Genomic DNA, 26,740 nt, shown 5'->3' on the forward strand with positions numbered 1-26,740 from the left:
GTCCTGAACGCGTGGTGGCTCCCACCAATGTAAAAGGATTTAATGATATGGATAACCGTATTTTGTCAACAATTATTGATAAATTTAAGGGCGGACCCGTGGGTTTGAAAACTATAGCTACGGCAGTAGGAGAGGATGAAGGTACCATTGAAGAAGTGTATGAACCCTTTTTAATACAGGAAGGATACATTATGCGAACTTCTAGAGGGCGAGAGTGTACGGAGTTAGCATACAGACACCTAGGAAAAATAAACTATAATAAAGGAACTACATTGTTTTAGTTCATTTTGATACGACTATGAGATTATTTATTGCTTTTTTGCTTACTACGTTAAGTTTGACATCAGTTGCTCAGTCTTACTGTCCTCCGTTGTATGGAAAATTAGGGAATGTCAGTAGATATCATATTACGGCAGGTTATGGTTTAACAAAATTATATGGTGATATCCAAGAGAATGTGGGAACAGGATCTGCAGTCTATCTTCAATTTGATTATTTGCTAAAGAAAGGACTGTTGATAGGCATTGAGGGACGATTTGGTTCTTTAATTACTGACAGTGAACGTTATGGAGAAAATAGACATTCCAGAAATGAATTTAAATCTTTTGGATTTGTATTTACTTTTCATCCTGTAGCTTTTTTTAATGGTGAAAGTTATACCGTCCCTAGTTTGATGGGAACTATGGCCGAAGCATTGTTTGTCGATTTTGGATGGCATAGGTTAAGTAATCATTATCAAGATATATATAGAAATCCGGCTGCTCCAGATTCGTATGGACCAATAGACAGTTATGATGAGAATGGGGTCCCTATTTTTAGCACCAAAAGCAAATCAACTGTGTTCCCATCATTGTCTTTCGGTTTTGCTATACCATTGAATAAAGGCTATAATATAAAAGGACGCTATATAAGTATAGTGCCTAAAATGCAATTAAATTTTGGGGTAGATGATAAAATTGATGGATATACACCCTATGGATGGAATGGACGACCAAATGATTCAAAAGGGGATATGTATAATTACTATTCTTTAGGAGTTAGATTATTCGTTTTAATTTTTTATTAGATTACTTTTACTGCGGCTTACAAGTGCAGCGGATTGATTTTTTTCAATATCTAGCTGCATTTTGTTTTTTAACTCATCTATTAGCCAATAGTGTTTTACGGATAGATAATATAGAATATTGTAGCCATTGCAACGTACGGCTATAGGACATTCCGAATCTTCCAATATGTCGTATGTTTTGTTTATAATCTATTTCCTCTTGCTCTTGGGTCAAAGGGTAATTTAGCGATAAGAGCTCCATGATAAGTTTGGTGATGCTTCTTAGGGCGCTCCAGTTGCTTATTTTTTAGAAACGCTTCTATCGAAGGTGTGGCATAACTTAGAAGCAACTTCTTTTCAGACAAAAGAATATGTTCCAAAGCCCAGCTGGCTTTGAAACATATTCGTGCATCTTCAACTCTATTTGCCAACTCAAACAGGTCGTTTATAGTGGCGACCTTAAGCACTTCTTGTTTTAGAGAGGCGGCACTCGATGATAGAAGTGCCGCAGTTATTGTAGAAAATTTTTCAGGATTCATCTACGGATTATCGTGTTAATGGTTTTTCCCTATTCATTTCCATGATGTCCACTTCATGCATTTTGGACTCTCCTAAAAGATGTTCAGCAAAGTAGTCTGCCATTTTCCAGAAAAAATATTCGGTCATATTGCCGAAAGAGTGTGCTTGTCCTGGCAACAAGACAAAATCGAATCTTTTGTTTGCTTTGATGAGGGCGTCCACCATTCTGATGGAGTTGGCCGGGTGAACATTGTTATCTACATCGCCGGTAACAATAAGGAGCTTTCCTTTAAGGTTTTTGGCAAGCTCACTGTTTTTGTTGATGTTATAGATAAAGGTAGTATCTCCTTTTTCTGTTATCTGCTCTTGTACGCCATGGTGTCTTTCCGACCACCAACGGTTGTATATGTTGTTTTCATGGTTTCCAGCACCCGATACTGCTACTTTGAAGAAATCGGGATATACCAACATAGCGGCGGTGGACATAAACCCTCCTCCGGAATGCCCGGTGATACCTACCCGGTTGACGTCAATGAAAGAATATCTATCTGCCAGTTGTTCTGCGGCCACTTTTTTGTCTTCCAGGCCATAGTCACGAAGGTTTCCATAGCCGTAGGTATGATACCATTTCGAACGAGCGGGATGGCCACCACGGTTACCTACGGAAATCACAATGAAGCCCATCTGTGCCAGACGATCCAAGCGGTCCATGCTTCGTCCGAAACTTTTGTTTACAGATTCTGTCTGTGGTCCTGGATACACATATTCTATCAGTGGGTATGTCTTTGTAGAGTCGAAGTCGAAAGGTTTGTACATCACCCCATAAAGGTCTGTGATGCCGTCCCCGGCTTTTACTTTGAAAGGTTCAGGGAACTTATATCCTGCTGCGAAAAGCTGGCTTAAATCAGCTTCTTCCAACTTCATAATAAGCTGTCCTGAAGTAGAATAAAGGTTTGACTGAGGAACTGTATTAACTCGAGAGAAATTATCTATAAAATAATTGCCATATTCGTTACTTTCAATCTGATGGTCATAGTTTCCAGGCGTAAGAAGTTTTGGTGCTCCTCCGTTTTTGTTTACTGCATACAGGAAGTTGTAATAAGGGTCTATATCTTTCTCTAATCCATTAGCTTGGAAATATAGAGTTCCTGTACTTTCGTTGTATGCCAATATTTCATTGCAGTTATATTCTCCTCTTGTAATCTGATTGATAAGTTTTCCGGAGATGTCGTACAAATAAAAATGTCCCCAACCGTCACGTTGTGACCAGTGGATAAACTGTTTTCCTCCTGCTATCAATTTTGGTTTTCGGATGTCTATATACACGTTCATCCTTTCTTCCACAAGCACACGATGGGTACCGTTTATATTTACGGCTATAAGGTCTATGCGCTTTAGGTCACGTGAGGAGCGAGCCATATAAAACTCCTGGCTGTTGCCCAACCAATAGTTGATATAATATTTACCTTTAAAATTGTCTTTGCTAGCATCTTTGCTCCACAAGGTCAGCGTTTGGTTCTTAAAGGCAGCAACATTGATTCTTTTAGGCTGATGAGAAGCTACATCAAAGATGTAGAGCTCGGTTTCAGTAGAATCCACTTCCCCTGGCATTAGATATTTGTAAGTTTCCAGCTGTGGTCTTTTGTTGTTCACATTGTGAATAACCCATAGAGCCGACAGATGTCTGTTATCTTTACGCGTGATGACGAAATGTTTTCCATCAGGAGACCATAGTAGACGTATTGGTCTGCGTTTGAATTGCTCTTCGCGTAAAGATTTGCTATCGCCTGTGGTTGTGCTGTATTGGTCGCCACCCCAAGCATAGTATTGTACACCATCTTTGGTGACCTGATGCTCGACGATAGTGCTGTCTTTTTCGTCTTTTAATGCTTTAAGGTAATTTTTTGTAGTCCATCCAGTAGATGTTGTAATTTTTGGCGTAGTAGATTCTACTGGTATCAGGGCTGAAGGTTGCCCAGAAAGGTGTTGCTTTTTCTTTCGTGGTGTCGCTTATCTCTTTTAGCTCTTTAGACAAGATGTTATATTCAAAATGAAACAACTTCTTCTTGAGTGTATCTTTTTTGTTTGTAAGTTTCTTGATTTCTTCTTTGCTTTTTACGGTGTCTTTGGTGCTTTGTACTTCAAAACGAATCAAATGGTCGCTGTTGTCCACAAAACGTAAGTTTTGAAGCGGAAGATGTTGAGCATCGAAAGGGTTTTTCACTATGGCCGTTACTTTGGCTGCCATGTCAGCGTTGTCAAAAAGCTCACTTTTCTTTTTTGCTACCGGATCGACGATATACCATTTTTTCCCTGCGGAGGTACTGTATTCATACCAAAACTTTTCGCCACGATTGATATAGTTTGGTTTTACCTCGGTAGAGAAAATCATCGTCCGCAATTTGGCGGGACTGAATTTTGCGGCTAGCTGATAATTAGGTTTTACGAGGTTTTTCTTTTCTTGAGCATAGCTCAAGCCTACAAATACGGTGAATAAGCCGATTAATATTCGTTTCATATTGGTTGTTAATAAGTTTTGAAGTCTTTTAGCCCCTAATTTACTTTATCTTCCGCTGGCTTTATGATTTTATCTTGTAAAAATTTAAGTATAGAGTCTACTTTGAACGATTACGGAGCTAAGATGTTATAAAAGGGAAGGCACATAAAATATATTGATTATGAAAGAGAAAAAAATCAAAAATCCGATAAAGAAATATCCTACGCCACCTTTTAAGAAGCAATCTCAGCCTGTGCCGGGAGTGACCTCCCGTATGGAACCACGTCCAGATCATGGTGAGGAAAGTTACAGGGGACATGGACAGTTGAAAGATAGGATTTGTATCATCACTGGAGGGGATTCGGGAATAGGTAAGGCTGTGGCTATAGCATGGCACGAGAAGGAGGCCATATCGTCATCTGCTATAAGGATAAGGTCGAAGATCAAGATGCTAAGGACACCTTAAAATGGATAAAGGAAGCCGGAGTGAAAGGTATTGCGATAAGAGGTGATATACGTCAAGAACGTCACTGCCGGAAGATTATAAATCGAACGGTAAATACATTTGGAAGGATAGATGTGCTTGTCAACAATGCTGCCTATCAAATGTCGTATGACACCTTGGAAGAAATAGATGCCGCAGAGTGGGATAAAACGTTCGAAACAAATATCCGAGCTATGTTCTTTTTGGTAAAGTATGCTAAGCCTCATATGCTCGCAGGAAGTTCGATTATCAATACCACGTCCGTGAATGCTTATGATCCTAATCCATCGTTGCTTCCGTATGCTGCTACAAAAGGTGCTATCCAAAACTTCACGGTCAGTCTTGCACAGAAATTCATGGAAGATAAATTGGGAATAAGGGTGAATGCTGTTGCTCCCGGTCCTGTTTGGACACCTTTAATTCCTAGTACTATTCCGGATCACGAAAATTTTGGAGAAACGAACTCTCCTATGGGACGTCCCGGCCAGCCGGCAGAAATAGCCCCTATATATGTGTTTCTAGCTTCGGAGGCAGCTTCTTATATTTCGGGAGCAACCATTCCGGCAACCGGAGGAAGGGTTACGATATAGTATAAAATTTATCGCTAAAATTGACCAAAAAAAAGTTCTTTGGTAGCCCTAGTGATGCCTGTATATAGCCATCGCATAAATTCTGTAGTGAGCATCTCATCGGTCATATATCCCTGATCGATAAAAACCAAAGGCCATTGACCACCCTGAGCTTTATGGCAGGTGATAGCATAGGCAAACTTTATCTGCAGAGCATTATAGTATGGGTCTTTCTTTATAGCCTCCAGTCGGTCTTTTTTACTTGGGATATCCTCATAATCCTGGGCTATACTTTGATATAGCTTTTGTTGGTCTTCGAAAGAGAGTTGTGCGCCTTCAGCATAGATGCTGTCTAAGATTACCCGACAGCGGATGGCGTCTCCCTCGTTGTTATCCATAAACTCGAGGTAAAGGTCAGCAAATCGATATCCGTGCATATCATGGATATTACTCACCTTTTTGACGACTGCCATATCTCCATTTGCGATAAAGCCCGTGTGATTTTCATCATGCTGCTGCAGCCAATAGTAATTGTTGCGGACAACCATGATAATATCGCCACCTGATATTTCTTCATCGCGGAAGAGGATCTGATTGCGGATATGTCTATTATAGAGGTTGGCGGACTTATTGGACCTGCAGATGACGATACTGTTTTCTATGCCGTATTTGTCGTAGGCATAGTGTAACCCTTCGATGAGTCTGTCTCCCGTCATTCGGAAAATGTCTTTAAATCCTTTAGTGACAAATTGCGGATAGTTGTACGTCACCATATCGTCGTCCAGTCGAATCTCATTTCTGATTTTGGTGGCATTGTATAATATTCCGGAATTTTTTTCTTGTCTTACCACATCTGTCATTTCGTAAGAGAATACATGAAGATGAAAATGACTCTCCATATAAGTTGTATCCAATGCCGGGCTATAGTGTAGTCCTACGGGAGGGAGCTGTGCACTGTCACCTACCAGCATCAGGGTGCAATTTTTCCCTGACTGCACATACCTTATAAGGTCGGACAATACTCCGTCGGAGAATATGCTGAATCCTTCGTGGGTGATCATGGAAGCTTCATCCACAATGAAAAGGGTGTCCTCGTGCATATTGTCCGCAAGCTCAAAATCCATTTGAAAGGATAAGGCATTCTTCTTTCGGTAAATCTTTTTATGAATGGTCAATGCTTTTCGCCCGGAATAGGCACTCATCACTTTAGCCGCCCTGCCTGTAGGAGCCAGAAGTACAGGTTTTTTGTTGAGGCGGGGAAGGACCTGCACCAAAGTGGATATAATGGTCGTTTTTCCTGTTCCGGCATAACCTTTCAGAATAAAACAGCTTTCTTTTGAGAAGGTGTGCAAAAATTCAGCCAGACGTTCGAAAACTTCCTGCTGCTGTGCAGTAGGAGTCCATGAAAAATATTGGGAAAGCAGATTTTTGACGTACACACCCAAAGTTATTCAAAAAGGTTGGTCAATTCAATTCTAAAAGCTATTTTTGTTAGATAGCTGATGGATATCAGCAGCCAAAAATCCATATTTTGATGAATTATATATCAGTAGATTTTCATTTACAATACTTAAACTCGTATACGTTATTCATACAGGGAGGGCTTAAGGAAGACCATCTTGCGGTGGTAAACAAAGATAATGAGGTGGTTGTGTGTTTGTCGTATGACAATGAGAATCCATCTATGGAGGCTGCAAGGTTGTTGAGTATGCCTTTTGAGCACGTATATGTCTCCCTACCTCATCAAAATATAATCTGGATTCCTTCGGAAGTGTTTTCGCTTGACGATTTGTCCCTATATACCGATTATTTTGTACATACGGAAGTAGAGCATATTGCTGTGAAACAGTTTTCGGAACAAGGGATTACCGCACTTTATCAGATTGAACCTGCTTTGCAAAGCCGCTGGAGAAGGCTTTTCCCTAATGTGAACATTGTACCTCATTTTGAAGCCGTCCTTCATCAGGCATGGAAGCATCAAGATGAAGCGGAATCCGTATTGGGGGTATATGTCAATGATTCATCTGCAGACCTGTTTCTTCTCGTTCATGGAGAATTGAGGATATATAATACCTATGAAGTAAAAACGTTGGAGGATTTGAGTTACTTCGTCTTAAGTATTATGAAAAATTTCTCTATCGAAGGTAAGTATAAGCAAATACTGCTGGGGGGAGTTTCTCTATCGTCAGTATGGGCAGAGCGATTAGCTTTTTATGGAGAAGAGGTCAAACCTTTAGTGATAGCAGGAAATTGGCATTCGGAGAATGAGGAAGTGACTCAAGCTATACATAAGTTTAGTATTTTAGAGGAGTTGGTGGTATGCGCGTCATAGGAGGGAAGATAGGAGGGATAAGATTGAATCCGCCGGCCAACCTGCCGGTACGTCCTACCACAGATTTGGCGAAGGAAGCGCTGTTTAACATTTTGCAACACCAGCTGGACTGGGAGGGGTGTGAGTGCTTGGATCTTTTCTGTGGTACAGGAAATATATCTTATGAGCTGACCTCGCGGGGAGTAGCTACTGTCGATGCGGTAGACGCCCATGGTAAATGTTTGCTTTATGTAAAAGACGTCGCTAAGCGCTATGACTTAAATATCAAAACGGTAAGGTCTGACGTGTTTAAGTTTATCTCATCCTGCAAGAAACAGTACGATTTCATCTTTGCGGATCCTCCGTACGATTTACCTCAGCTGCCTCAGCTGCCTCAGTTGATTATAGAAGGAGGTCTGTTGAAACCTCAAGGTATTTTGGTGGTGGAACATCCGTCGACACGTGTTTTAGTGGAACATCCGTCTTTCGAAGAGACAAGAAAATACGGATATTCATCCTTCAGTTTTTATCAAAATAAATAGCGTATGAAAATAGCAGTTTTTCCGGGCTCTTTCGATCCATTTACCCTAGCGCATAAAGATTTGGTGGACAGAGCATTGCCTCTTTTTGACAAAATCTACATCGCTATAGGAGTCAACTCTTCGAAGAAAGGATTGTTGGACTTCGAAACAAGAAAAAAAGCTATTACAGCAGTATATAAGGATGAAAGTAAAGTAATTGTTGAAACCTTTTCAGGTCTCACGGTGGATTACTGTAAGAAGGTAAATGCTCGTTATATTTTAAGAGGCTTGAGGAATAGCACGGATTTGGATTTTGAAAATGCTATAGCTCAAAACAATTTAGTTTTGGCCCCTGAAATTGAAACGTTCTTCCTGCTTAGCAAGGCGGACAAATCGTACATCTCATCGACCATTGTACGAGACATCCTATTGCATGGTGGTAGCGTTGAAACATTAGTCCCTAGAGAAGTGTTGACATTTATCAACAGTCAACTTTAAGAATCGCACTGTTTTTAGGTGCGGCTGAACTTCACTTTATTACCTTTTATCTTTCCGTTGCTTCCTTCTTGGATGATTTTTGTTGCTAAATTTCTACGGACGGCGATATAGGATTCTTTATCCTTCACCTCTATAAGTCCTAAATCATCTTTCGATATCCCTTCTATTTTCAGGATATAACCGACAAAGTCAATCTTGTTGACTTTATGTTTCTTGCCCAAGGGAACATAAAGCGTACAGAACGAGGTGTTGGGAGGTAAGGGAAGGTCATGCTGGATGTGCAGCTCTTCAGCGCCTTCCGGTAGATAAGGAAATATATCATCCGGCTTCAATAAGACGATAACCTCACCTGTGGCATTCATACGGGCTGTTCGTCCGTTTCTATGAATGAAAGCATCTTCCTTCGTTGGAAGCTGGTAGTGTATGATGACGTCTATTTCAGGGATGTCGAGTCCTCGCGCCGCGAGGTCTGTGGTCAGCAGGATTCTGTTGCTGTTGTTTCTGAATTTCAAGATTGCCAATTCACGGTCACGTTGTTCTAAGCCTCCATGAAATACATCATGGATGATGCCTCTGTCATCCAATAGTTCGGAGATATGATCTACTGCGTCCCTGTGGTTGCAGAAAATGAGTACTTTCTTGTCTTCTAGCTGACAAAGTAGATTAAAAAGAGCCTTCAGTTTATGTTGTGCGGGAGAGATGACTTTTAAGAAGTGAAGGTTCGGTTGGTTTTCATGTGAAACTAATCGGTTTACCGTGATTACCTGACGCAATGTCACAAAGTCAGGCAATTCTTCATGAAAGGTTGCTGAGGTAAGGATTTTTTGACGGGTTTGGGGGCAGGCTTCCACAATAAACTTGAGCTGCTCCTGAAAACCTAATTCCAGAGACTTATCAAACTCGTCAAGCACCACAGTATGAATATGCTTGGTGGAAAAGTGTTCTTTTTCAATGTGATAAATTATACGGCCGGGAGTGCCAATTAGCACTGTGGGGGCATCTTTAAGCTTATTCTTTTCCAGGCGGCTATCATTACCACCATAGACACATACGACTTTATGTCCTTCCATGACTGACCGGATGACACGTTCGATCTGTAGAGCCAGTTCACGTGTAGGAACGACGATAAGACATTGACAAGAGTTTTTTTTCTCCTCGATCAAGTCGTGCTACTAATAAAGCAAATGCTAAGGTTTTTCCTGAGCCGGTAGGAGCCAACAGCATAAAGTCTTGATGGGCACGAAATTGCCTCAGTACTTCTTCCTGCATGCTGTTCAGATGTTCTATCTGTAGCTTTTGTAGTATCGTCGAAATTTCCATGCAGCAAAGGTAACTATAATTTGATGCTTCGCGACTTTTTAATGTTAAATCTATGTTAAGATTGGAAAAGGTAAATGGTTTTGGCACAGGAATTGAAAATGCTTTAGTACTTCATAATTTAGGTTAATAATTGGTTAGTTAGTGAAGCCTTCAATCTCCCCGGTTGAAGGCTTTTCATTGTTTAATACATAAAAAATGGTAATAATTACTTATTTTTGGAAAAAAGACTATAATTAGTATATTAGTGTCCGAAATACACTAAGTGTATTGTTGAACAAAGTCATAAACCCAATTAAAATACAATGAGTTTAATTATCGATGTTAAAGCGCGTCAAATTTTAGATTCGCGTGGTAATCCAACAGTAGAAGTTGATGTAACAACACAAAATGGTTTTGTAGGACGTGCTGCGGTTCCTTCGGGAGCTTCAACAGGTGCATACGAAGCGGTTGAATTGCGTGACGGTGACAAATCAAAATATTTAGGGAAAGGTGTTTTAAAGGCAGTAGAAAACGTAAATACTAAAATTGCTGAGGCATTAGTAGGTGTAGATGTTTTCGAGCAAAACGCTATCGACAAGATCATGATCGATCTTGACGGTACTGAAAATAAAGGAAATTTAGGCGCTAACGCGATTTTGGGAGTTTCTTTGGCTGTAGCTAAAGCTGCTGCTCAGGAATCACGACAGCCTTTATATCGCTATATCGGAGGGGTAAATGCTAATACTTTACCTATTCCGATGATGAACATTATCAACGGTGGGTCTCACTCGGATGCACCTATCGCTTTCCAAGAATTTATGATTATGCCTGTGGGGGCTCCATCTTTCTCTGAAGCATTGCGTTGGGGGGCTGAGATTTTCCACACATTGAAAAAAATCCTTCACGACCGTAACCTATCTACGGCAGTGGGCGACGAAGGTGGTTTTGCACCTACTTTCGATGGTACAGAAGATGCTATAGAAACTATCCTTAAAGCTATTGAAACAGCAGGATACAAACCAGGCGAGGATGTTTGCTTGGCGTTAGATTGTGCCTCATCAGAATTCTATAAAGACGGCAAATACGACTACACTAAGTTCGAAGGTGATAAAGGTGCGGTACGTAGCAGTGAAGAACAAGCAACATATCTAGCTGAATTGACGCAGAAATATCCTATCATCTCTATCGAGGATGGTATGGCAGAGGACGACTGGGCCGGCTGGAAATTGTTGACAGACAAAATAGGTGATCGAGTACAATTGGTAGGTGACGACTTGTTCGTGACTAATACTAAACGTTTGCAGCAAGGTATCGATGCCAATACGGCCAACTCCATTTTGGTGAAGGTGAACCAAATCGGTTCATTGACAGAGACAATCAATGCGGTTACTTTGGCACAAAATTCAGGATACACTTCGGTGATGTCACACCGCTCTGGAGAAACAGAAGATTCTACTATTGCTGATTTAGCGGTAGCATTGAACTGCGGTCAGATAAAAACAGGTTCAATCTCACGTTCGGACCGTATGGCTAAGTACAACCAATTGTTACGTATCGAAGAAGAATTAGGAGAAAACGCTCGCTTCATCGGTAAAAACTTCAAATACGCCATCAAAAAGTAAGAAAAAAACAATTCCATATAAAAAAGGAGAGACGTAAGTTTCTCCTTTTTTATTATTTGGAAAATCGGTATATTTAATGCTAAATATATTGTAAACTATTGTTTTATTTTTGTGTCATGGAAAGAGCCGTATCATTAGTCAAAAACAAATTTTTAATAGCAGGATTTGCCTTTCTAATATGGATGTGCTTTTTTGACCGATACGACTTTGCTACACAGTACGGTTATCAGAAAGAACGTAGTAAGCTGGAATACGAGAAAGAGTTCTATACGAACGAAATCATCAACCTCGAAAAGGCTATTAAGGATGTACAATATAATCCTAACGAGATTCAACGTATTGCCAGAGAAAAGTATAAAATAGAAAAGAGACAACGAGGATATTTATGTGATATCTGAAGTTGAACCGAAGAAATAATTCCCCGTTAAAGAGAAGATTGTCCGAAAAATCTTGTTGAAAGCCTGCCTGATCGTAATGAAGGGTAGGCTTATTTTTTTCTTTTTTACTTTAAGAAAGGCTAGAGGAAGCCTTTATTCTAACGAAAGAAGGCACATTGAAAAAAATATAAAAATTATTGTGTTGAATTTCAGTATATATAGAAATTAGACGAATATTTTTCTTGCATAATATGGAGGATAGCTCTATATTTGCATCGTCAACAATGAAGGACAGCACGCCCAGCTGGCGGAATTGGTAGACGCGTTGGTCTCAAACACCAATATCTTCGGATGTGCCGGTTCGACTCCGGCGCTGGGTACAAAAAGGATTAGGTGAGCTTTAAAAAGCTCGCCTTTCTACGTTAAAAGCCCATTTATGGGCTGTAGAGCCAGATAATGGCACGGGTATTTTGTAGTCACGCCGATATGTTTTGCAGACATTTTGCAGACATAAAATTTCGGCTATGGTTAAACACAATTTACCCGAACCTATGTTTAAGTTTTCTACGAAACTGTACATTTGGCGCAACCGTGTTAAGAGGAACGGTAATTCAGCCTTTACATTCATATATATATATCTTCACAAGGTGCTCCTGGAAAGTATTACCAGCCTTTGAATCTGGAATGGCCGGCCGATAAAATAGACTTTGAAAATTCGACGCTTCTGCCACGTTTCAAAGGAGACCCGGACTGTAATGACTATAATCTTATCATCATGAGCGAACGGGCCAAGCTCAATGAGATAGCCAAAACATACAGACTTGCTAACAGACTATTGACGATAGAAGATTTAAAGCGTGAAATTATTTTCGCGGATTCTACCAAATCAGTCGTTGCTTATTTCGAGCTTCGTAGGAAAGAGCTATATAAGAAGCGTCTGATATCTTATCAAACTTACCGCAATTATGGTTCTACAATAGGGAGGATTAGGGAGTTTGCTCCATATGTCCGCTTTGACCAGATAAACAAAAGGTGGATGAGTAACTTCAAGTCTTATCTGAAAAAGCAGGGTAATAGTTTTAATACTGTATGGACGAGGATCAAAGATGTGAAAGCCTTGCTTAAAATAGCGAATGAAGAGGCTACTATACATGTAGACTCGGAAGCTATAAACTTCGAGAACAAATATTCTGAAACTCCAACAATCTTTCTCAATAGGCAGGAAATAAGCAGCCTTATGTCATTGTATCACTCTAATGTACTGAAAGAATCGGATCAGAGTGTGCTGAAAGCCTTCTTGTTTTCATGCTTTACAGGGTTACGTATTTCTGATGTATATGAGTCAAACAAAAGCTGGATGCTATCCGATAACTTCCTATTCTTTACCATGTACAAAAACAGGGCAAAAAAGCCTAAGACCATCAAAATACCCATTGCGCCCATTGCTAAGGAATTAATATCCGACACTTTCAATAAGTTTTTCCAACTCCCTACGCAGCAGGAGTATAATCGTACATTGAAGGATATTGCCAGGCTTGCGGGTATCAAGAAACGACTCACTTCTCATGTTGGCAGACATACGTTCGGATATCTCTTCATGACTTCAGTAGGGGATATATATGCCTTGAAAGAAATATTGGGCCATTCCAAAATAGAAACGACCCAACGATATGCTCATTTAGATGAAGAAAGTAAATTGGAGATGATATTGAAGATGGAATGTAGTATAGCCCTACCGAAGTAAGGCTTTGTTGTTTTTGTTTTATTTTTTTCAATTTATATTAAGTCCCGCCTATTAGACGGGACTAACTATCTTAAGTATAATTATAGAGGATTTAATTGCTCAAACTCCTCTTTTGAAATAAACTCTACATTATCATTAGTAGATAACACTTCTCCTTCACTTAATTCTCCAAAAGTTATCAATTTACCATCGGCACCTAATACCTTGTAATATTTGCCGTTTTCTATTGTGTAATCCATTAAACTAACCCTCCATCTGTAATTGTCCAACCTTTTGAAACTAAAGACGCTCGTGCTGATGCTCCAGCTGATGTATATTTATTTGTTCCTATTGTTGTGCCACCATAAGTATAAGCCCCCACATCAGTCGCAACCATATACGAATTTGGTTCTGAAGGTGTCGGTAATGCACCTGCTGGAACAGCTGGTATCCTTTGAGAATTAACGTTAATACTTTGGGACAACTCAATAATATCGTCTGCGGTAAGGTCTTGATAAGTCATTTTATCACCTTTTTCTCCTATTCTCACTTTATCCTCCCTCTAATTTTATTAAAATATAATAATTTTCATTTCTAAACCATATTTTTGTGCTATGGCAAGAAATATATTTTTTGATTCTTTTAAAATTCATAATCATTTCTTTAGTTAGTTTTCGGACATATCATTGAATATTTCTATAATTCAGATCAAACTATAAAATGGCTTTATACTTTTTTATATTCTTTTCATATGCCATTATTTGCCTTCATATCCGGTTACTTTACCAAAAGCTATAATTGGGATAAATTATTAAAAGGCAATATAAAACTACTTGAGATATATTTCGTCTGTCAACTATCCTGGATGCTTTTTCATTTTTTTGTATATAAAGCACCTATCGATTTCCTAAAAATTTTCACTCCAATTCTTTCACTTTGGTATCTATTAAGTTTAGTTTTTTGGAGAACCATTGCTGTATTAATTGTTCCTATAATTTAAATTCAAAAATGCTTTATCATTCTAACTGTAATAATTTCAATAATCGTAGGGTTATTCCCACTTATAGATAGAACTTTATCATTGTCAAGAACATTTGTTTTTCTTCCTTTTTTCATTGTAGGGTGTTATGCAAATGGTAATTGGATTGAAAAAATTAGGGAAATATCTAAATTGTATATATTTCCAACGTTACTAATTACCCTATTGCTGTTTTATATTTCTTCACCATACTATCCTGCACTAAATATCCTTTTCAAAGGGGCTTCATCTTATGAATTTGTTAATTCAAATATTCTTGGAATTGGATTACGATTATTCCAATATCTTATAGCAAGCATCTTAGTTATTGTCGCAATCAATATTACCCCTAAAATCCAAGCATTTGCTGAATACGGAAAACACACATTGACGATTTATATATTTCACAGCGTAATAGTTTATGAGGTTTTTCCTCAGATCTACAAACGTCTAAATTATCAACCAAGCTTAATTGAATTAATCGCTATTTGCATAATTCTATTACTTGTACTTTGCCAAATGACAAAGCACAAGTTTTTTGAAAACATCCTAAACCCAATCACTTATTTAATAAAAAAGTAAATTAAAGCATATTAAAATCTTGCGATCCCTGCCACAACCACCAATTATTAAGCATTGGCCACGGAAATTTTTTGATGATAGCCCCCGCCATATACCCGAGCGCTGGGTACAAAAGCCTGGTGATTTTTCATCAGGCTTTTTTACTAGGATAAAATCGAAAAGTCATAACTTTATTCAGAACAGACATTCTCATTTATCTTACTTTAATATGAGGATGGATTAATTATTATTCGGTAGCTTTGTCTAAACAAAAACACATAGTATAGCGTGACACATCAGCAAAAAACGAATATAATACGTAGAGAGATTATAGCGTCTTATCAGGCGTTAAAGGAGAAGTATCCTTTTTTGCGTTATCAAAACTTTATCGGATTTACTATTTTTTTAGTATGTCTGGTGATGAGTGGTGTGCTGGGGTGGTTGTGGTATGAAGGAACTTTACCGGCGTGGGGTTTGATAGTAGGTAATGCATTTCTTTTTGGTGTGTTGCACGAATTGGAGCATGACCTTATCCATTTTATCTATTTTAAAAATAATAAGATTGTGCACAATATCATGCTGTTGACGGTATGGCTTGTCCGACCTTTGACGTTGAATCCTTGGTTCCGCAGGGTATTACATTTCCATCACCATAAATTTTCGGGTACGTTACACGATGTAGAAGAACGTGGTGTTACCAATGGTGAAAAATGGAGCTTAAAGCGATTGCTTTTTACGCCGGATTTGGTGATAGGAAATATTTTGCGTGTATTCGGTCTTTTTAGGGATATAAAGAGAGAAGTAGATAAGGGTAATCTGAAGTTTCAAACTGCCAAAAAACTTAAGCTCAGCGGCGTATTCGGCCTTATTCCTTTTACTATTCTTTCACATGTGATACTATATGTATTCTTCACAAATATTCTTCTGAATTTTCTGCACGAAGCGTACGGATTTACGTGGGTATTTTCCGATAGTATTCAGTACATGTTAGAATGGTTAAATCCAGTTATCTATATTATTCTTCTGCCGAATCTGTTACGTCAATTTTGCCTGCACTTTATTACCTCGAATCTTCATTATTTTGGGGATGTAGAGCAGGGGAATGTTATTGAGCAGACTCAGGTGTTGAATGTGTGGTGGACTTTTCCGTTTCAGCTGTTTTGCTTCTTTTTCGGATGGACACATGCCATACATCACTTTGTGGTCAACGAGACTTTCTATTTACGTCATATAGCCCGAAAGAAGGCACATGAGATTATGCGCCAACATGGTGTTCGTTTTAATGATTTGGGTACCTTCAGACGGGCTAACCGATATCATGGTGCATAAGTAAGTTTATTTTCATTTTATTCGATTTGGTATATACAGAAAAAGCCTGCAGTGTATGCAGGCTTTTTGGTTTCTATGATAAAACAAAACCTTACGCTTAAGGTAAGGTTTTGTAAAGATCTATTTGTGCTAGATACTATCCTAAATTAGCCAAGCTTTCTTCCAATATTTTAATTTTTGCTTCGGCATCAGCTTTTTTGTTTCTTTCATTTTGTACGATTTCCGGTTTGGCGTTCTGAACGAATTTTTCGTTAGAAAGCTTTTTCTCTACCGAAGTCAAGAAACCTTTTAAGTATTCGAGTTCCTTGTTAATACGTTCGCGTTCTGCTTCTACATCAATGTTGTCAGAAGCAAGTTTTACGAAACATTCTGTTTTGCCAGCAATGAAGCTGATGGCGCCGGCAACCTTCTCACCTACGAAAGTAAGTTCAGAGATATTAGCCAGCTTGATGATGGACTCCTGATATTTAGCGAAGTCAATATCTGTATTATTGATAGCTAAAGGTAACGCTACTTTCGGAGAGATACCTTTTGAGTTGCGGATATTACGTACTTCAGAAATGATTTGCTGAACGGTAGAGAATTCTTTGATAATCTGTTCGTCAAATCCTTCAGCTTTAGGGTATGGAGCTACGATAATACAATCTTTAGCGTCACGAGTGCCGAAAAGCTCATCGTGCCATAGCTCTTCGGTGATGAAAGGCATGAATGGATGTACCAATGTCAGTACCTTCTGGAAGAAGTTTTTGACCGTCTCTAAGGTCTCAGATTCTATTGGAGTTTGGTAAGCAGGTTTTACCAATTCCAGGTACCAAGAGCAGAAATCATCCCAAATCAATTTGTATGTTGCCATCAAGGCGTCTGAAAGACGGTAATTAGCGAAGTGTTCGTCAATTTCTGCTACGGCTTGGTTAAAGCGGTTTTGGAACCAGACTGCGGCCGTCTTTTGGGTGGTCGTAGCAGAGGCTTCTTTTACTTCCCATCCTTTCACTAGGCGGAAAGCATTCCAGATTTTGTTAGCGAAATTGCGTCCTTGTTCGCAGTACGATACATCGAACATCAAATCATTGCCGGCAGGGGATGACAGCAACATGCCTACACGCACCCCGTCTGTACCGTATTGCTCCATCAACTCTATAGGATCTGGAGAGTTGCCTAACGATTTTGACATCTTGCGACCTAGCTTATCGCGTACGATACCTGTAAGATACACGTTGCGGAAAGGAGGTTTCTTCGTGTAGTCGTGGCCCATGATAATCATACGTGCTACCCAGAAGAACAGAATCTCCGGAGCTGTCACCAAATCGTTGGTAGGGTAGTAGTATTTGAAATCTTCGTTATCTGGATTACGTACTCCATCGAATACGGACATAGGCCATAGTCCTGAAGAGAACCAAGTGTCGAGCACATCTTCATCTTGGCGAATTCCGGAAACAGATTTTCCTTGTGCTTCAAACTCTTTGCGAGCTTCTTCTTCTGTTTTGGCTACTACCCATTCATTTTTGTCGTTGTACCAAGCAGGGATACGATGTCCCCACCATAGCTGACGTGAGATGCACCAGTCTTTAACATTTTCCATCCAATGCTTATATGAAGCAAAGAATTTTTCAGGGATAAATTTGATGGTGCCATCTTCCACATATTTCAGAGCAGGTTTTGCTAGTTCTTCCATCTTACAGAACCACTGCATAGACAATTTAGGTTCAATGACAGCGTCTGTACGTTCGGAAAATCCCACCTGCGACTTGTAATCTTCAATTTTTTCGATCTGACCGGCTTCTTCAAGGAGCTTTGCGACTTTCTTGCGGGCGATGAAGCGGTCTTCGCCTACGAGGATCTGTGCATTTTCGTTTAAGGTTCCGTCATCATTTAAGATATCAATTACCGGAAGATTGTGTTTGATGCCTAGCTCGTAGTCGTTAAGGTCGTGTGCAGGTGTCACTTTAAGACATCCTGTACCGAACTCCATTTCCACATATTCGTCTTCTATTACCGGAATTTCACGATTTACCAAAGGAACGATTACAGTTTTACCTTTAAGGTATGTGTAGCGCTCATCGTTTGGATTGATACATATTGCCGTGTCGGCCATGATGGTTTCCGGACGTGTTGTGGCGATAATAATATATTTGTCCGAATCTTTGATTTTATAGCGGACGTAATAAAGTTTTTGGTTTACTTCTTTACGGATAACTTCTTCGTCCGAAAGGGCGGTTTTGCCTTGTGGGTCCCAGTTTACCATACGAACCCCGCGGTATATATATCCTTCTTTATATAGCTTGATGAAAGTGTCTATTACAGCTTCCGAAAGGTCTGGATCCATGGTGAACTTGGTACGTTCCCAGTCGCATGAGGCACCAAGTTTTTCGAGCTGTTTGAGGATGATACCTCCATATTTTTCTTTCCATTCCCATGCGTGCTTGAGGAATTCGTCACGGGTTAACGATTTTTTGTCGATTCCTTTTTCTTTAAGCATGGCAACGACTTTAGCCTCCGTGGCGATAGAAGCGTGGTCAGTTCCCGGAACCCAACATGCATTTTTACCTTGCATACGTGCACGACGTATCAACACATCCTGAATGGTGTTGTTTAGCATGTGTCCCATATGCAACACCCCTGTCACGTTAGGTGGTGGCATCACGATGGTGTACGGTTCGCGTTCATCCGGAACAGAACGGAAAAAGCCGTTCTCCATCCAGTAAGAATACCATTTTTCTTCTGCTTCTTTCGGATTATAAGTCTTTGCTATACTCATGTTAAAATCGTTCAAAAATTGAAGTACAAAATTACGGATTTCAGAGGACTTAAAGGTATGCAATAAAACAAAAAATGATATAGAGTTAGAATAATTGTACTTTAATATTTTTACTTTTGGGGGATTTTTTTGTTTGGCGGAAATTTATATTTTTTATTTGAGTATGAGTCAACCGGCGTGGCGTTCCAATATATTGTTTCTATTCAGTTACTTTCTATATTGGTACATATTATGTCTTTTTGATAGGACAGTATTTTTGATCAACAACTGGACTAAGTTTGAAGAGAAGGGAGAGATTTTCTTTTCATATCTGTATGGCTTGAGGCTTGATGCCTCCTTGGCTTGCTATCTAATCGCTATTCCTTTTTTATTTTACATTGTCCAACTATTGTTTATCAGAAGGCCGGTGTCACCTTGGTGGCTACGAGGATACACATTGTTTCCTACCATAATCTTTGCGCTCATTACGGTGGTAAATACTCCTCTTTATGAGGCGTGGGGAGAGAAAATCAGCAAAAGGGCTATTAAGTTGGGCTTTGGAACGGTTGGGGGAGTGTCGAGTTCGGTGGATGGAGGAATGGTTATTCTAGCAGTCATTACCATCGTGCTTTTTTTTCTTATCGCACACTATTCATACCATTGGCTTGTTGTTCGCTTTGCCAAATATAAAGAGCATAATTTTTCGGGTACTGTAGTGCTTTTGGTTTCGGGAGCTTTTGTGCTATTTACCTTTATTCGTGGAGGGTATGGTCGTGCCACCTTAAACCCGAGTGCCGTGTACTTTTCGGACAATACGATTTCCAACCATTTGGCGGTAAACACGTATTGGGCATTTATGAAGGACATGACCAAGAGCTCTAAGAAAAACCCCTATCTGTTTATGTCTTTTGAGGAGGCGGACACTTTGGTGAGACCCTTGTTGCCGACGGGTAAAGATACGGTACAACAGATTTTAAATACCGATAGACCTAACGTGGTCTTAATCCTGCTGGAGGGCATGGTAGCTCAGGTGTTTGAAGAGTTGGGCGGAGAGAAAGGTGTCACAACAAATCTGGACAGGCTGATGCGTGAAGGGGTATATTTTAGTCGCGCTTATGCTGCGGCAGACCGTTCGGACAAAGGTATGATAGCCGTTATGAGCGGTTTTCCTTCTCAAGGACCGGAAAGTATTATCCAATATATTCCTAAGCATGAGAATCTTCCGGGGATAGGACAGGTGTATGATTCATTGGCTTATAGTACTTCCTTCTATCATGGTGGACAGAGCCAGTTTTATAATTTCAAGTCATTCATGTTTACACATGGGGTGGAGCGTGTGGTAGACAATGGTAATTTTCATCTCCATGAGAAGAGAAATTCATGGGGAGTATATGACCATGTGGTGGCTCAAAAAATGCTGCGTGACTTAGATAAAGATCGCAAACCTTTCTTTTCGATCTTTTATACTCTGGTGAATCACGAACCCTATACGTTGGATGGAGAGTATAAATTTGGTAACAAGACCAAAGCGGATATGTATCGCAGTACTTCGTATTATACAGATACTATGATAGGAAATTTTGTGGAAGAAGCCAAGAAAAGGGAATGGTATAAGAATACCATCTTTGTGGTGGTGTCCGATCATGGAAACATGTATCCAAAAGAAAAATATGGGCTGGAACATCCTAATCGCTATCATATTCCATTGTTTATGTTTGGCGGAGCTCTTAAGAAAGAATGGTGCGGAAAGAAAATCGATAAGGTGGTGAGCCAGCTGGATGTGGCAACAACGCTGTGGAACTTTGTGACGGACCGCCCGTCACCTTTTAAATATTCGTTTGACCTTTTTTCAAAGAATCGGCCACATGTGGCTTTCTACAACTCCAACAGTACCTTGGGCATCATTACCAACACGGGTGAGGCTGTAGGATTTGATATGGTAGGAAGAAAGATAGCTTTTTCCCAAGGCGAAAATATTGAAAGTAAGAAAGACAGCTTACTTCGTATAGCTCAGGCCTACTATCAAGGGGTGTTTAGGGATTTTCAAAATTATTGATATGAAGGTAATCAGATTCAAAGGAATACTAAATACATTTCTGTTACTTATCATTCAGTTTATAGGGTTGCTATTGATTTATGCCCTGTTGCGCTATGGTTTCTACCTATACAATAAGTCGTTGTTTCCTAATGTAAGTGGGACAGAGTTGTGGACCATGATGTTGGGAGGCGTAAAGTTCGACATTGTAGCTATACTTTATATCAATATTATTTATATACTCTTGCAAAGTCTGCCTGTGCCTTTCAAATATAACGAAAGGTACCAAAAAGTTTGTAAATGGATTTTTGTGGTGACTAATGCCATAGGCATAGCTTTAAATCTGGTGGATTATGCTTATTATCCTTTTACGTTAAAGCGTACCACTGGCACGGTTTTCGGCCAGTTTGCGAATGAGGAAAATATGGGCAAGCTGTTTGGGGACTTTCTGATAGATTATTGGTATCTGCTATTGGTTTTCGTCCTTCTCATTTTTTGCATGAGTAAAATCTATTCGCAGCTACAGCTCGAACGCGCCAAGGTGAAGGGATGGCTTTTTTATATATGTCAATTTATGTGCTTTTTTATTGTACGATTTTTTTTGTTTGTGGGAGGGGTTCGTGGAGGCTGGGCACATAGCACACGTCCTATAACACTGAGCAATGCGGGAGATTATGTTAAAAGCCCGGAGGAGATGAATATAGTGCTCAATACGCCTTTCAGTATGCTAAAAACCTTGAAGGCTGTAAAACTTAAGGAAGAGCATTTTTTTACTCCACAAGAGTTGGACCGGCGGTACCAAGTTATCCATAAGCCGACAGAACGTGGAGCGTTCAAAAAGCTTAATGTAGTCATTCTTATTTTGGAAAGTTTCGGAAGGGAACATATTGGTGCTCTTAATAAAGATATTAATGGAGGTACTTACAAGGGCTATACACCTTTTCTCGATTCGTTGATAGGAGAATCGTATACCTTCAAGAGAGCTTTCTCCAACGGACGCAAGTCTATAGATGCGCTTCCTTCCATCATTACGGGAATACCGTCCGTGGGAGAACCGTTTGTATTGTCGATATATTCGGGCAATAGGACTACGAGTTTAGCGAAGCTGTTGGGAGATGAAGGGTATGAGACGGCCTTTTTTCATGGGGCACCTAATGGCAGCATGGGCTTTTCCGCTTATACTCAGCTGGCCGGCTTCAAGCATTATTTCGGCAAGAACGAATACAACAACGATGCGGACTTTGACGGCATCTGGGGGATTTGGGACGAGCCTTTCATGCAGTTTATGGCCGATAAAATGGATGAGCTGCCACAGCCTTTTTTTGTGAGCTTCTTCTCTCTTTCTTCGCATCATCCTTTTAAGGTACCGGAAAAATATGCCGGAAAATTTCCGAAGGGACCACTGCCACTGCATGAGCCTATGGGCTATGCGGATTATGCACTGAAACAATTCTTTGCGAAGGCATCGACCATGAAGTGGTTTGAAAACACCTTATTTGTGTTGGTGGCAGACCATGCTACTGTAAGTCATCTGCCGGAATATCATACAGCGCCTAATGCCTTTGCCATACCTATAATTTTCTATTATCCGGGAGGAAATCTCAAAGGAATGTCCAACAAATTAGTGCAGCAGATTGACATTTTACCTACCGTGCTTAATTATTTAAATTATCCGAAGCCGTACTTCTCTTTCGGCTTTGATGCTTTCTCGGAAAGAGAGGACAACTTTTTGGTAAATAACATTGGAGGTGTATACAACTTCTTCCAAGGAGATTATTTCATGACGCATGACGGACAGCGGCCCACAGCGATTTATAACATTGCGGAAGATAAATTTCTAAAAAAAGATCTTTTGAGCGATAGAAGCTTAGCAGACTCATTGGATAAGACTTTGAAAGCTTTCATTCAGCGATACAATTACGCCATGATACACAACAAGCTGGTAGCGGAATAAAAAAGGGTCTCTAAGGTCCCTTTTTTATTTATTTAAATTTGATTTCTCCAAAAAATTCAGGAAGGTGGAAATTTGGTTTCGGAAAATCTATAGGACTCCAAGAGAGGAAGTGCGGGTTAGGAAGGCCGTCGCCACATTTGTAGAAGTTGGCGTGTATAGGTTTTCCCTTCCAAATTGTCTACTTGCAATATTTCCTGTGGGATGACTATATAGATTTCCCAAGTTTTATGGCCATTCACCTTTTGTGAGAAGGTGTAGGTATCTACCGTTTCTATAGTTTCGTTGTCAAGTCTTTTTCTTTCTCCTTTCACCTGAGGCCCAAAACCTATAAGACCTGTGCCGAGAACATTGAATTCGAAGTTGAAATAATTCTTTTTGCCATCCAAAGAGATAAAAAACTCCACACAGCTATCTTCGTAAACGTTTTCATTAGCACGTATATATGTAGCCTTAACATATTCTTCTTCCACTACATAATGTAAGAATATATGTTTACGGTCGTAGCCTATCTGGAATTTTACATCCGGCGTGTAAGGAAATTCTGCCGGCCAGTTGTTGTGTGCAATTTCATGCACCTTCAAATCTCTGAAGGCAAACTGTAGTGCTTCAAATGTAATGGCGGGAATATAAATCTTTTCGACTTCTAAACTTTTCATTGATATACTGATTGGCGCGAAATTGTTCAAAATGTTTTTTAGTTCTACTTCGTGTTTTTCCAGCTCATCGACGAGCTTAATTTGTGTACGTGTACGAACTAAGTTATGATCAATATAGTGAATTTTATAATAAGTGTCACCATCAATATAATCTGTTAGGAATCGTACCGCTTGCATATATGGCAATAGCAGTACCCCATAGAAGAGAGACTCGATTTCTTCTTTTGTTAGAAAGTCTTTAGCTTCAGAAAGATAACCCTCTGCGTAGGCTTGGAAAAGCGGTAGGTTTAAGGTGATTTTCGAAAGGTCTTTTTCATCTTCGGCTGCAGGATTGATGATAGTACGTATGGCGTCACCGAAGTCATAAGCCACATAGCCTGGCATGACGGTGTCCAGATCTATGACACACTGAACGTTATCGTTTTCGTCCAAAAGAACATTGTTAAATTTAGTATCGTTATGGGTAATACGTATTGGTAGCAACCCTTTCTCTCCCATATCGAGGATGGTGCGCATCTTGTTTTCGCGCTGTTCGATGAATTGGATAAGATCTTCCACCTCTTTGACACGTCCTTTTTTATCTTCCTGTATAGCCTTTTTCAAGTTACTCAGTCGGAAGTCTATGTTGTGGAAGTTGGGTAACACAGGTTCTATTTGTTGGGCATCTAGTGTGGAAAGCTGCTTTTGGAACTGTCCAAAAGCTTGGCCAGCAGAGAAAGCCTGTTGCGGTGTTTCTACGATGTCGTAGCTTTTAACATTCTCTATCAGATAAAATATCCGCCAATAGTTGTGTTCCTCATCCTCATGGTATAGCTTACCATCTTTGCAGGGGACAATGGTGAGCGTATGTTTTTGTGGATCTTTTCCCAATGACAAAAACAGCTGTCTGAGATGTTCGGTCACCAGACGGATATTGTTCATCAGAACATCAATCTTTGGAAACACATGATGGTTAATACGTTGCAGTAGGAAAGAGGTTGCTGAATTTTCTAAGTCAACACGGTACGTGTCATTGATATGCCCAGAGCCGAATTTACTTATACCAATTACATCCCCTTCAATATTAAAATGTGAAATAAATGTCTTTTAAAAAGTTATCAGATTTGCTCATAAAGTTATCTGTATAAGAATACGCAATATCCAAAATTCTGAGTATTTAAGAAATACTTTATGAAAATCAAACGATTGCACAAAATGTGAAGTAAAGATACACTGAATATCTGTACGAATTTAGTATATTCGTTCAATAGACTTTCAAAATTTGTATGATAACAGAAATAACTATCATCCTGGTGTTAATGATTCTGAATGGAATCCTTTCCGCCTCGGAAATAGCGATAGTTTCCAGTAGAAAAGCGCGATTACAGTCTTTAAGCCAGAAGAATGCAGGCGCGAAGACTGCCCTGAAGTTGAAAGAAGATCCCAATCAGTTTTTATCCACCATACAGATCGGTATCACTTTAATCGGCATTCTGACCGGTTTTTTCTCAGGAGGCTCCATATCCAAATTTATCACACCATATATCTCTCATATTCCTGGGGTAGCCAAATATGCAGATCATCTTTCAGTAGGGTTGGTAGTTCTTATCATCACTTTTTTATCATTGGTGATAGGGGAGCTGGTACCTAAGCGTATAGGCATGGCTATACCCGAGAAATACGCATCCTTCATCGCCATACCGATGAATACTCTAAGTAAGGTTATGCAGCCCTTTGTGTGGACGCTATCAATAGCTACTGATTTTATTGTCAAATTATTTAATATAAAAAGTTCGGCAAATACCGTCACGGAGGAAGAGATCAAAGCATTGGTAGACGAAGGGGTAGACAGTGGTGTTATCGAAGGTTTTGAGCACGACTTGGTGGACAGACTGTTGACAATAGGAGATAAAAAGGCTATCAATATTATGGTGCATAGGAACGATATCACCTATTTGGATATGCAGGATTCATTTGAAGAAGTGAGAACCTATATTTTGAGGTCCAACCATACAGAATACCCGGTATGTGACGGTAATTTTGACAATATCAAAGGTATCGTGTCGGCAAAAGATCTGTTGAAAGCTTTTTTGAACAATGACCATCCGGATATTCAGCGGCTCATAAAGCCTATACCTTTCGTCAATGAAAATAGTGGCATTTACGCCGTGATGGAGGTATTGAAAAGCAGTAGAGTGAATCAAGCCGTGGTTATTGACGAATATGGCAGTCCCCAGGGCATAATCACGTTAAAAGATATTTTGTCCAATCTGGTGGGGACTTTTGACGATGAGACGAAGGAAAGTCGGTCAAGGTTGGTGAGAGAACGTGAAGATGGGTCTTTCATTTTGGATGGTCGTTATCAGCTGGATGACTTCTTCGAGCGTTTCAATATAGAATTAAGTGACGAAGATGAGGAGGAATTGGCCAATATAACCACCGTTGGGGGATTGGTATTCCTATTTTTGGATCACGTGCCTGCGGAAGGAGAGTCTATCACCTATAAAGGATATAAACTGGAAGTGATAGATATGGACGGCAACAGGATAGACAAGGTCGTGCTGACGAAAATTAAGGACGACTATCCTGAAGCCGACAATATGGACTAATCGAGGTGGGGGCCGATGATACGTACCAGTTCGCTCTTAGGCAATAGTCCGCTTTGTCTCCATATTTGTTGACCACCTTTATACAGGATTAATGTAGGTACACCCTGTATGCCGAAGTTACGTGCTAGTGCCTGGTTTTTGTCCACATCGATCTTAATTATTGATAGTTGTTCGCCGAAGTGTTGTTTTACCTCTTTGAGGATAGGAGCCAATGTCTGACAGGGACCACACCACTCTGCAGAAAAATCTATCAATACCAGGTTGTTCTTTTGGATTATCTCGTTAAAATTTAGTCCTATAATATTTTAATTAGGGTATAGTAAGKTTTTCCAAGTTCTTCCACATCTGACTTATACATATTCAAATCTACTACTATCCATCGTACTTACCTTTACTCACT

General features: G+C 39.8%; 25 protein-coding genes, 1 tRNA gene and 1 pseudogene. 16 read left to right on the top strand and 11 right to left on the bottom strand.

Annotated features, from left to right (window positions below):
* Together SD31_RS07480 and SD31_RS07485 are read left to right on the top strand one after the other, a co-directional pair.
* A partial coding sequence (locus SD31_RS07480) for a Holliday junction DNA helicase RuvB C-terminal domain-containing protein (protein ID WP_039053677.1) occupies window positions 1–281 on the top strand: 281 nt, incomplete at its 5' end.
* Window positions 282–298: 17 nt separating this feature from the next.
* Window positions 299–1,066: a hypothetical protein gene (locus tag SD31_RS07485; RefSeq protein WP_039053678.1), complete on the top strand. Its 768-nt coding sequence runs from the start codon at window positions 299–301 to the stop codon at window positions 1,064–1,066.
* Between the two features lie 182 nt (window positions 1,067–1,248).
* Here SD31_RS07485 and SD31_RS07490 read toward each other — a convergent pair whose 3' ends face one another.
* From SD31_RS07490 to SD31_RS17265, 3 genes are read right to left on the bottom strand one after another with little or no spacing between them, the layout of a single operon-like run.
* Window positions 1,249–1,584 carry a hypothetical protein gene (locus SD31_RS07490; protein ID WP_039053679.1) on the bottom strand — a complete coding sequence of 112 codons (336 nt, stop codon included), beginning with the start codon at window positions 1,582–1,584 and terminating at the stop codon, window positions 1,249–1,251.
* A 7-nt stretch (window positions 1,585–1,591) separates the two neighbouring features.
* The gene (locus SD31_RS07495) at window positions 1,592–3,526 is read right to left on the bottom strand and encodes a S9 family peptidase (protein WP_316929807.1); all 1,935 of its coding nucleotides are present in this window, start codon (window positions 3,524–3,526) and stop codon (window positions 1,592–1,594) included.
* Entirely contained in the window at window positions 3,456–4,082 is a 627-nt protein-coding gene (locus tag SD31_RS17265; RefSeq protein WP_197053594.1) for a hypothetical protein, read from the bottom strand. Before SD31_RS17265 ends, SD31_RS07495 begins: the two co-directional genes overlap by 71 nt.
* Before the next feature lie 160 nt (window positions 4,083–4,242).
* On the opposite strand from SD31_RS17265, the gene SD31_RS18820 reads away from it, so the two are divergent.
* Together SD31_RS18820 and SD31_RS07500 are read left to right on the top strand one after the other, a co-directional pair.
* Window positions 4,243–4,527 carry a hypothetical protein gene (locus SD31_RS18820; protein WP_231561294.1) on the top strand — a complete coding sequence of 95 codons (285 nt, stop codon included), beginning with the start codon at window positions 4,243–4,245 and terminating at the stop codon, window positions 4,525–4,527.
* Window positions 4,452–5,135 (top strand): SDR family oxidoreductase, encoded by a 684-nt coding sequence (locus tag SD31_RS07500; RefSeq protein WP_231561296.1) that lies wholly within the window; start codon window positions 4,452–4,454, stop codon window positions 5,133–5,135. The genes SD31_RS18820 and SD31_RS07500 overlap by 76 nt, the downstream gene beginning before the upstream one ends.
* Window positions 5,136–5,149: 14 nt before the next feature.
* Here SD31_RS07500 and SD31_RS07505 read toward each other — a convergent pair whose 3' ends face one another.
* Window positions 5,150–6,553, bottom strand: coding sequence for an ATP-dependent RecD-like DNA helicase (locus tag SD31_RS07505; RefSeq protein ID WP_156138266.1), 1,404 nt, complete (start codon window positions 6,551–6,553; stop codon window positions 5,150–5,152).
* A 95-nt stretch (window positions 6,554–6,648) separates the two neighbouring features.
* Between SD31_RS07505 and SD31_RS07510 the strand changes: the two genes are divergently transcribed.
* Genes SD31_RS07510 through coaD form a run of 3 tightly spaced genes read left to right on the top strand, consistent with a single transcriptional unit; the run spans window position 6,649 to window position 8,444 of the window.
* Complete coding sequence (locus SD31_RS07510) at window positions 6,649–7,446, top strand: DUF3822 family protein (RefSeq protein ID WP_039053680.1); 798 nt, start codon at window positions 6,649–6,651, stop codon at window positions 7,444–7,446.
* Window positions 7,434–7,967, top strand: a complete 534-nt coding sequence (locus tag SD31_RS07515) for an RsmD family RNA methyltransferase (protein ID WP_039053681.1) — start codon at window positions 7,434–7,436, stop codon at window positions 7,965–7,967. Before SD31_RS07510 ends, SD31_RS07515 begins: the two co-directional genes overlap by 13 nt.
* A gap of 3 nt (window positions 7,968–7,970) precedes the next feature.
* Window positions 7,971–8,444, top strand: coding sequence for a pantetheine-phosphate adenylyltransferase (coaD, locus tag SD31_RS07520; protein ID WP_039053682.1), 474 nt, complete (start codon window positions 7,971–7,973; stop codon window positions 8,442–8,444).
* 14 nt (window positions 8,445–8,458) lie between these two features.
* Here the strand turns inward: coaD and SD31_RS20105 are convergent, their stop codons facing one another.
* Both SD31_RS20105 and SD31_RS20110 read right to left on the bottom strand, forming a co-directional pair.
* A complete protein-coding gene (locus tag SD31_RS20105; protein WP_262506576.1) occupies window positions 8,459–9,607 on the bottom strand; it encodes a DEAD/DEAH box helicase in 1,149 nt (382 codons plus the stop codon).
* Window positions 9,552–9,764, bottom strand: a complete 213-nt coding sequence (locus tag SD31_RS20110) for a DEAD/DEAH box helicase (RefSeq protein ID WP_262506577.1) — start codon at window positions 9,762–9,764, stop codon at window positions 9,552–9,554. The genes SD31_RS20105 and SD31_RS20110 overlap by 56 nt, the downstream gene beginning before the upstream one ends.
* Before the next feature lie 302 nt (window positions 9,765–10,066).
* Here SD31_RS20110 and eno point away from each other — a divergent pair, with 302 nt between their 5' ends.
* From eno to SD31_RS07545, 4 genes are all read left to right on the top strand, one after another.
* Complete coding sequence (gene eno / locus SD31_RS07530) at window positions 10,067–11,365, top strand: phosphopyruvate hydratase (RefSeq protein WP_039053683.1); 1,299 nt, start codon at window positions 10,067–10,069, stop codon at window positions 11,363–11,365.
* A 116-nt stretch (window positions 11,366–11,481) separates the two neighbouring features.
* On the top strand, window positions 11,482–11,763 hold the full coding sequence (locus SD31_RS07535; RefSeq protein ID WP_231561298.1) for a septum formation initiator family protein: 282 nt from the start codon (window positions 11,482–11,484) through the stop codon (window positions 11,761–11,763).
* Window positions 11,764–12,040: 277 nt separating this feature from the next.
* Window positions 12,041–12,122: transfer RNA gene (locus SD31_RS07540), tRNA-Leu, on the top strand.
* 293 nt (window positions 12,123–12,415) lie between these two features.
* Complete coding sequence (locus SD31_RS07545; protein ID WP_039053684.1) at window positions 12,416–13,486, top strand: site-specific integrase; 1,071 nt, start codon at window positions 12,416–12,418, stop codon at window positions 13,484–13,486.
* A gap of 80 nt (window positions 13,487–13,566) precedes the next feature.
* Here SD31_RS07545 and SD31_RS17270 read toward each other — a convergent pair whose 3' ends face one another.
* Window positions 13,567–13,725 carry a hypothetical protein gene (locus tag SD31_RS17270; RefSeq protein ID WP_197053595.1) on the bottom strand — a complete coding sequence of 53 codons (159 nt, stop codon included), beginning with the start codon at window positions 13,723–13,725 and terminating at the stop codon, window positions 13,567–13,569.
* Entirely contained in the window at window positions 13,725–14,015 is a 291-nt protein-coding gene (locus tag SD31_RS07550; RefSeq protein WP_039053685.1) for a hypothetical protein, read from the bottom strand. Before SD31_RS07550 ends, SD31_RS17270 begins: the two co-directional genes overlap by 1 nt.
* Window positions 14,016–14,546: 531 nt before the next feature.
* Here SD31_RS07550 and SD31_RS07560 point away from each other — a divergent pair.
* Window positions 14,547–15,065, top strand: coding sequence for a DUF418 domain-containing protein (locus SD31_RS07560; protein ID WP_039053687.1), 519 nt, complete (start codon window positions 14,547–14,549; stop codon window positions 15,063–15,065).
* Window positions 15,066–15,332: 267 nt separating this feature from the next.
* Window positions 15,333–16,373, top strand: a complete 1,041-nt coding sequence (locus SD31_RS07565; protein WP_039053688.1) for a hypothetical protein — start codon at window positions 15,333–15,335, stop codon at window positions 16,371–16,373.
* A gap of 136 nt (window positions 16,374–16,509) precedes the next feature.
* Here the strand turns inward: SD31_RS07565 and SD31_RS07570 are convergent, their stop codons facing one another.
* A complete protein-coding gene (locus tag SD31_RS07570; RefSeq protein WP_039053692.1) occupies window positions 16,510–19,128 on the bottom strand; it encodes a valine--tRNA ligase in 2,619 nt (872 codons plus the stop codon).
* A 256-nt stretch (window positions 19,129–19,384) separates the two neighbouring features.
* Between SD31_RS07570 and SD31_RS07575 the strand changes: the two genes are divergently transcribed.
* Together SD31_RS07575 and SD31_RS07580 are read left to right on the top strand one after the other, a co-directional pair.
* Window positions 19,385–21,163 (top strand): LTA synthase family protein, encoded by a 1,779-nt coding sequence (locus SD31_RS07575; protein ID WP_052258761.1) that lies wholly within the window; start codon window positions 19,385–19,387, stop codon window positions 21,161–21,163.
* 1 nt (window position 21,164) lies between these two features.
* Entirely contained in the window at window positions 21,165–23,096 is a 1,932-nt protein-coding gene (locus tag SD31_RS07580) for an LTA synthase family protein (RefSeq protein ID WP_039053689.1), read from the top strand.
* A 28-nt stretch (window positions 23,097–23,124) separates the two neighbouring features.
* On the opposite strand, the pseudogene SD31_RS18835 reads toward SD31_RS07580, so the two are convergent.
* A pseudogene (locus tag SD31_RS18835) lies at window positions 23,125–24,829 on the bottom strand (carbohydrate-binding family 9-like protein).
* Window positions 24,830–25,017: 188 nt separating this feature from the next.
* Between SD31_RS18835 and SD31_RS07590 the strand changes: the two are divergent.
* Window positions 25,018–26,340, top strand: coding sequence for a hemolysin family protein (locus SD31_RS07590; RefSeq protein ID WP_039053690.1), 1,323 nt, complete (start codon window positions 25,018–25,020; stop codon window positions 26,338–26,340).
* Here the strand turns inward: SD31_RS07590 and trxA are convergent.
* On the bottom strand, window positions 26,337–26,639 hold the full coding sequence (trxA, locus tag SD31_RS07595) for a thioredoxin (protein ID WP_039053691.1): 303 nt from the start codon (window positions 26,637–26,639) through the stop codon (window positions 26,337–26,339). The genes SD31_RS07590 and trxA overlap by 4 nt on opposite strands.
* Window positions 26,640–26,740: the final 101 nt, after the last annotated feature.

It is taken from the genome of Sphingobacterium sp. T2 (assembly GCF_000814685.1).
GTDB lineage: Bacteria > Bacteroidota > Bacteroidia > Sphingobacteriales > Sphingobacteriaceae > Sphingobacterium > Sphingobacterium thermophilum.

Bases quoted from the DNA above. Each gene is read 5' to 3' on its own strand.
- SD31_RS07485 (WP_039053678.1), top strand. From the start codon at position 299: ATGAGATTATTTATTGCTTTTTTGCTTACTACGTTAAGTTTGACATCA.
- SD31_RS07490 (WP_039053679.1), bottom strand. From the start codon at position 1,584: ATGAATCCTGAAAAATTTTCTACAATAACTGCGGCACTTCTATCATCG.
- SD31_RS17265 (WP_197053594.1), bottom strand. From the start codon at position 4,082: ATGAAACGAATATTAATCGGCTTATTCACCGTATTTGTAGGCTTGAGC.
- SD31_RS18820 (WP_231561294.1), top strand. From the start codon at position 4,243: ATGAAAGAGAAAAAAATCAAAAATCCGATAAAGAAATATCCTACGCCA.
- SD31_RS07500 (WP_231561296.1), top strand. From the start codon at position 4,452: ATGGCACGAGAAGGAGGCCATATCGTCATCTGCTATAAGGATAAGGTC.
- SD31_RS07510 (WP_039053680.1), top strand. From the start codon at position 6,649: ATGAATTATATATCAGTAGATTTTCATTTACAATACTTAAACTCGTAT.
- SD31_RS07515 (WP_039053681.1), top strand. From the start codon at position 7,434: ATGCGCGTCATAGGAGGGAAGATAGGAGGGATAAGATTGAATCCGCCG.
- coaD (WP_039053682.1), top strand. From the start codon at position 7,971: ATGAAAATAGCAGTTTTTCCGGGCTCTTTCGATCCATTTACCCTAGCG.
- SD31_RS20110 (WP_262506577.1), bottom strand. From the start codon at position 9,764: ATGGAAATTTCGACGATACTACAAAAGCTACAGATAGAACATCTGAAC.
- eno (WP_039053683.1), top strand. From the start codon at position 10,067: ATGAGTTTAATTATCGATGTTAAAGCGCGTCAAATTTTAGATTCGCGT.
- SD31_RS07535 (WP_231561298.1), top strand. From the start codon at position 11,482: ATGGAAAGAGCCGTATCATTAGTCAAAAACAAATTTTTAATAGCAGGA.
- SD31_RS17270 (WP_197053595.1), bottom strand. From the start codon at position 13,725: ATGGATTACACAATAGAAAACGGCAAATATTACAAGGTATTAGGTGCC.
- SD31_RS07570 (WP_039053692.1), bottom strand. From the start codon at position 19,128: ATGAGTATAGCAAAGACTTATAATCCGAAAGAAGCAGAAGAAAAATGG.
- SD31_RS07580 (WP_039053689.1), top strand. From the start codon at position 21,165: ATGAAGGTAATCAGATTCAAAGGAATACTAAATACATTTCTGTTACTT.
- SD31_RS07590 (WP_039053690.1), top strand. From the start codon at position 25,018: ATGATAACAGAAATAACTATCATCCTGGTGTTAATGATTCTGAATGGA.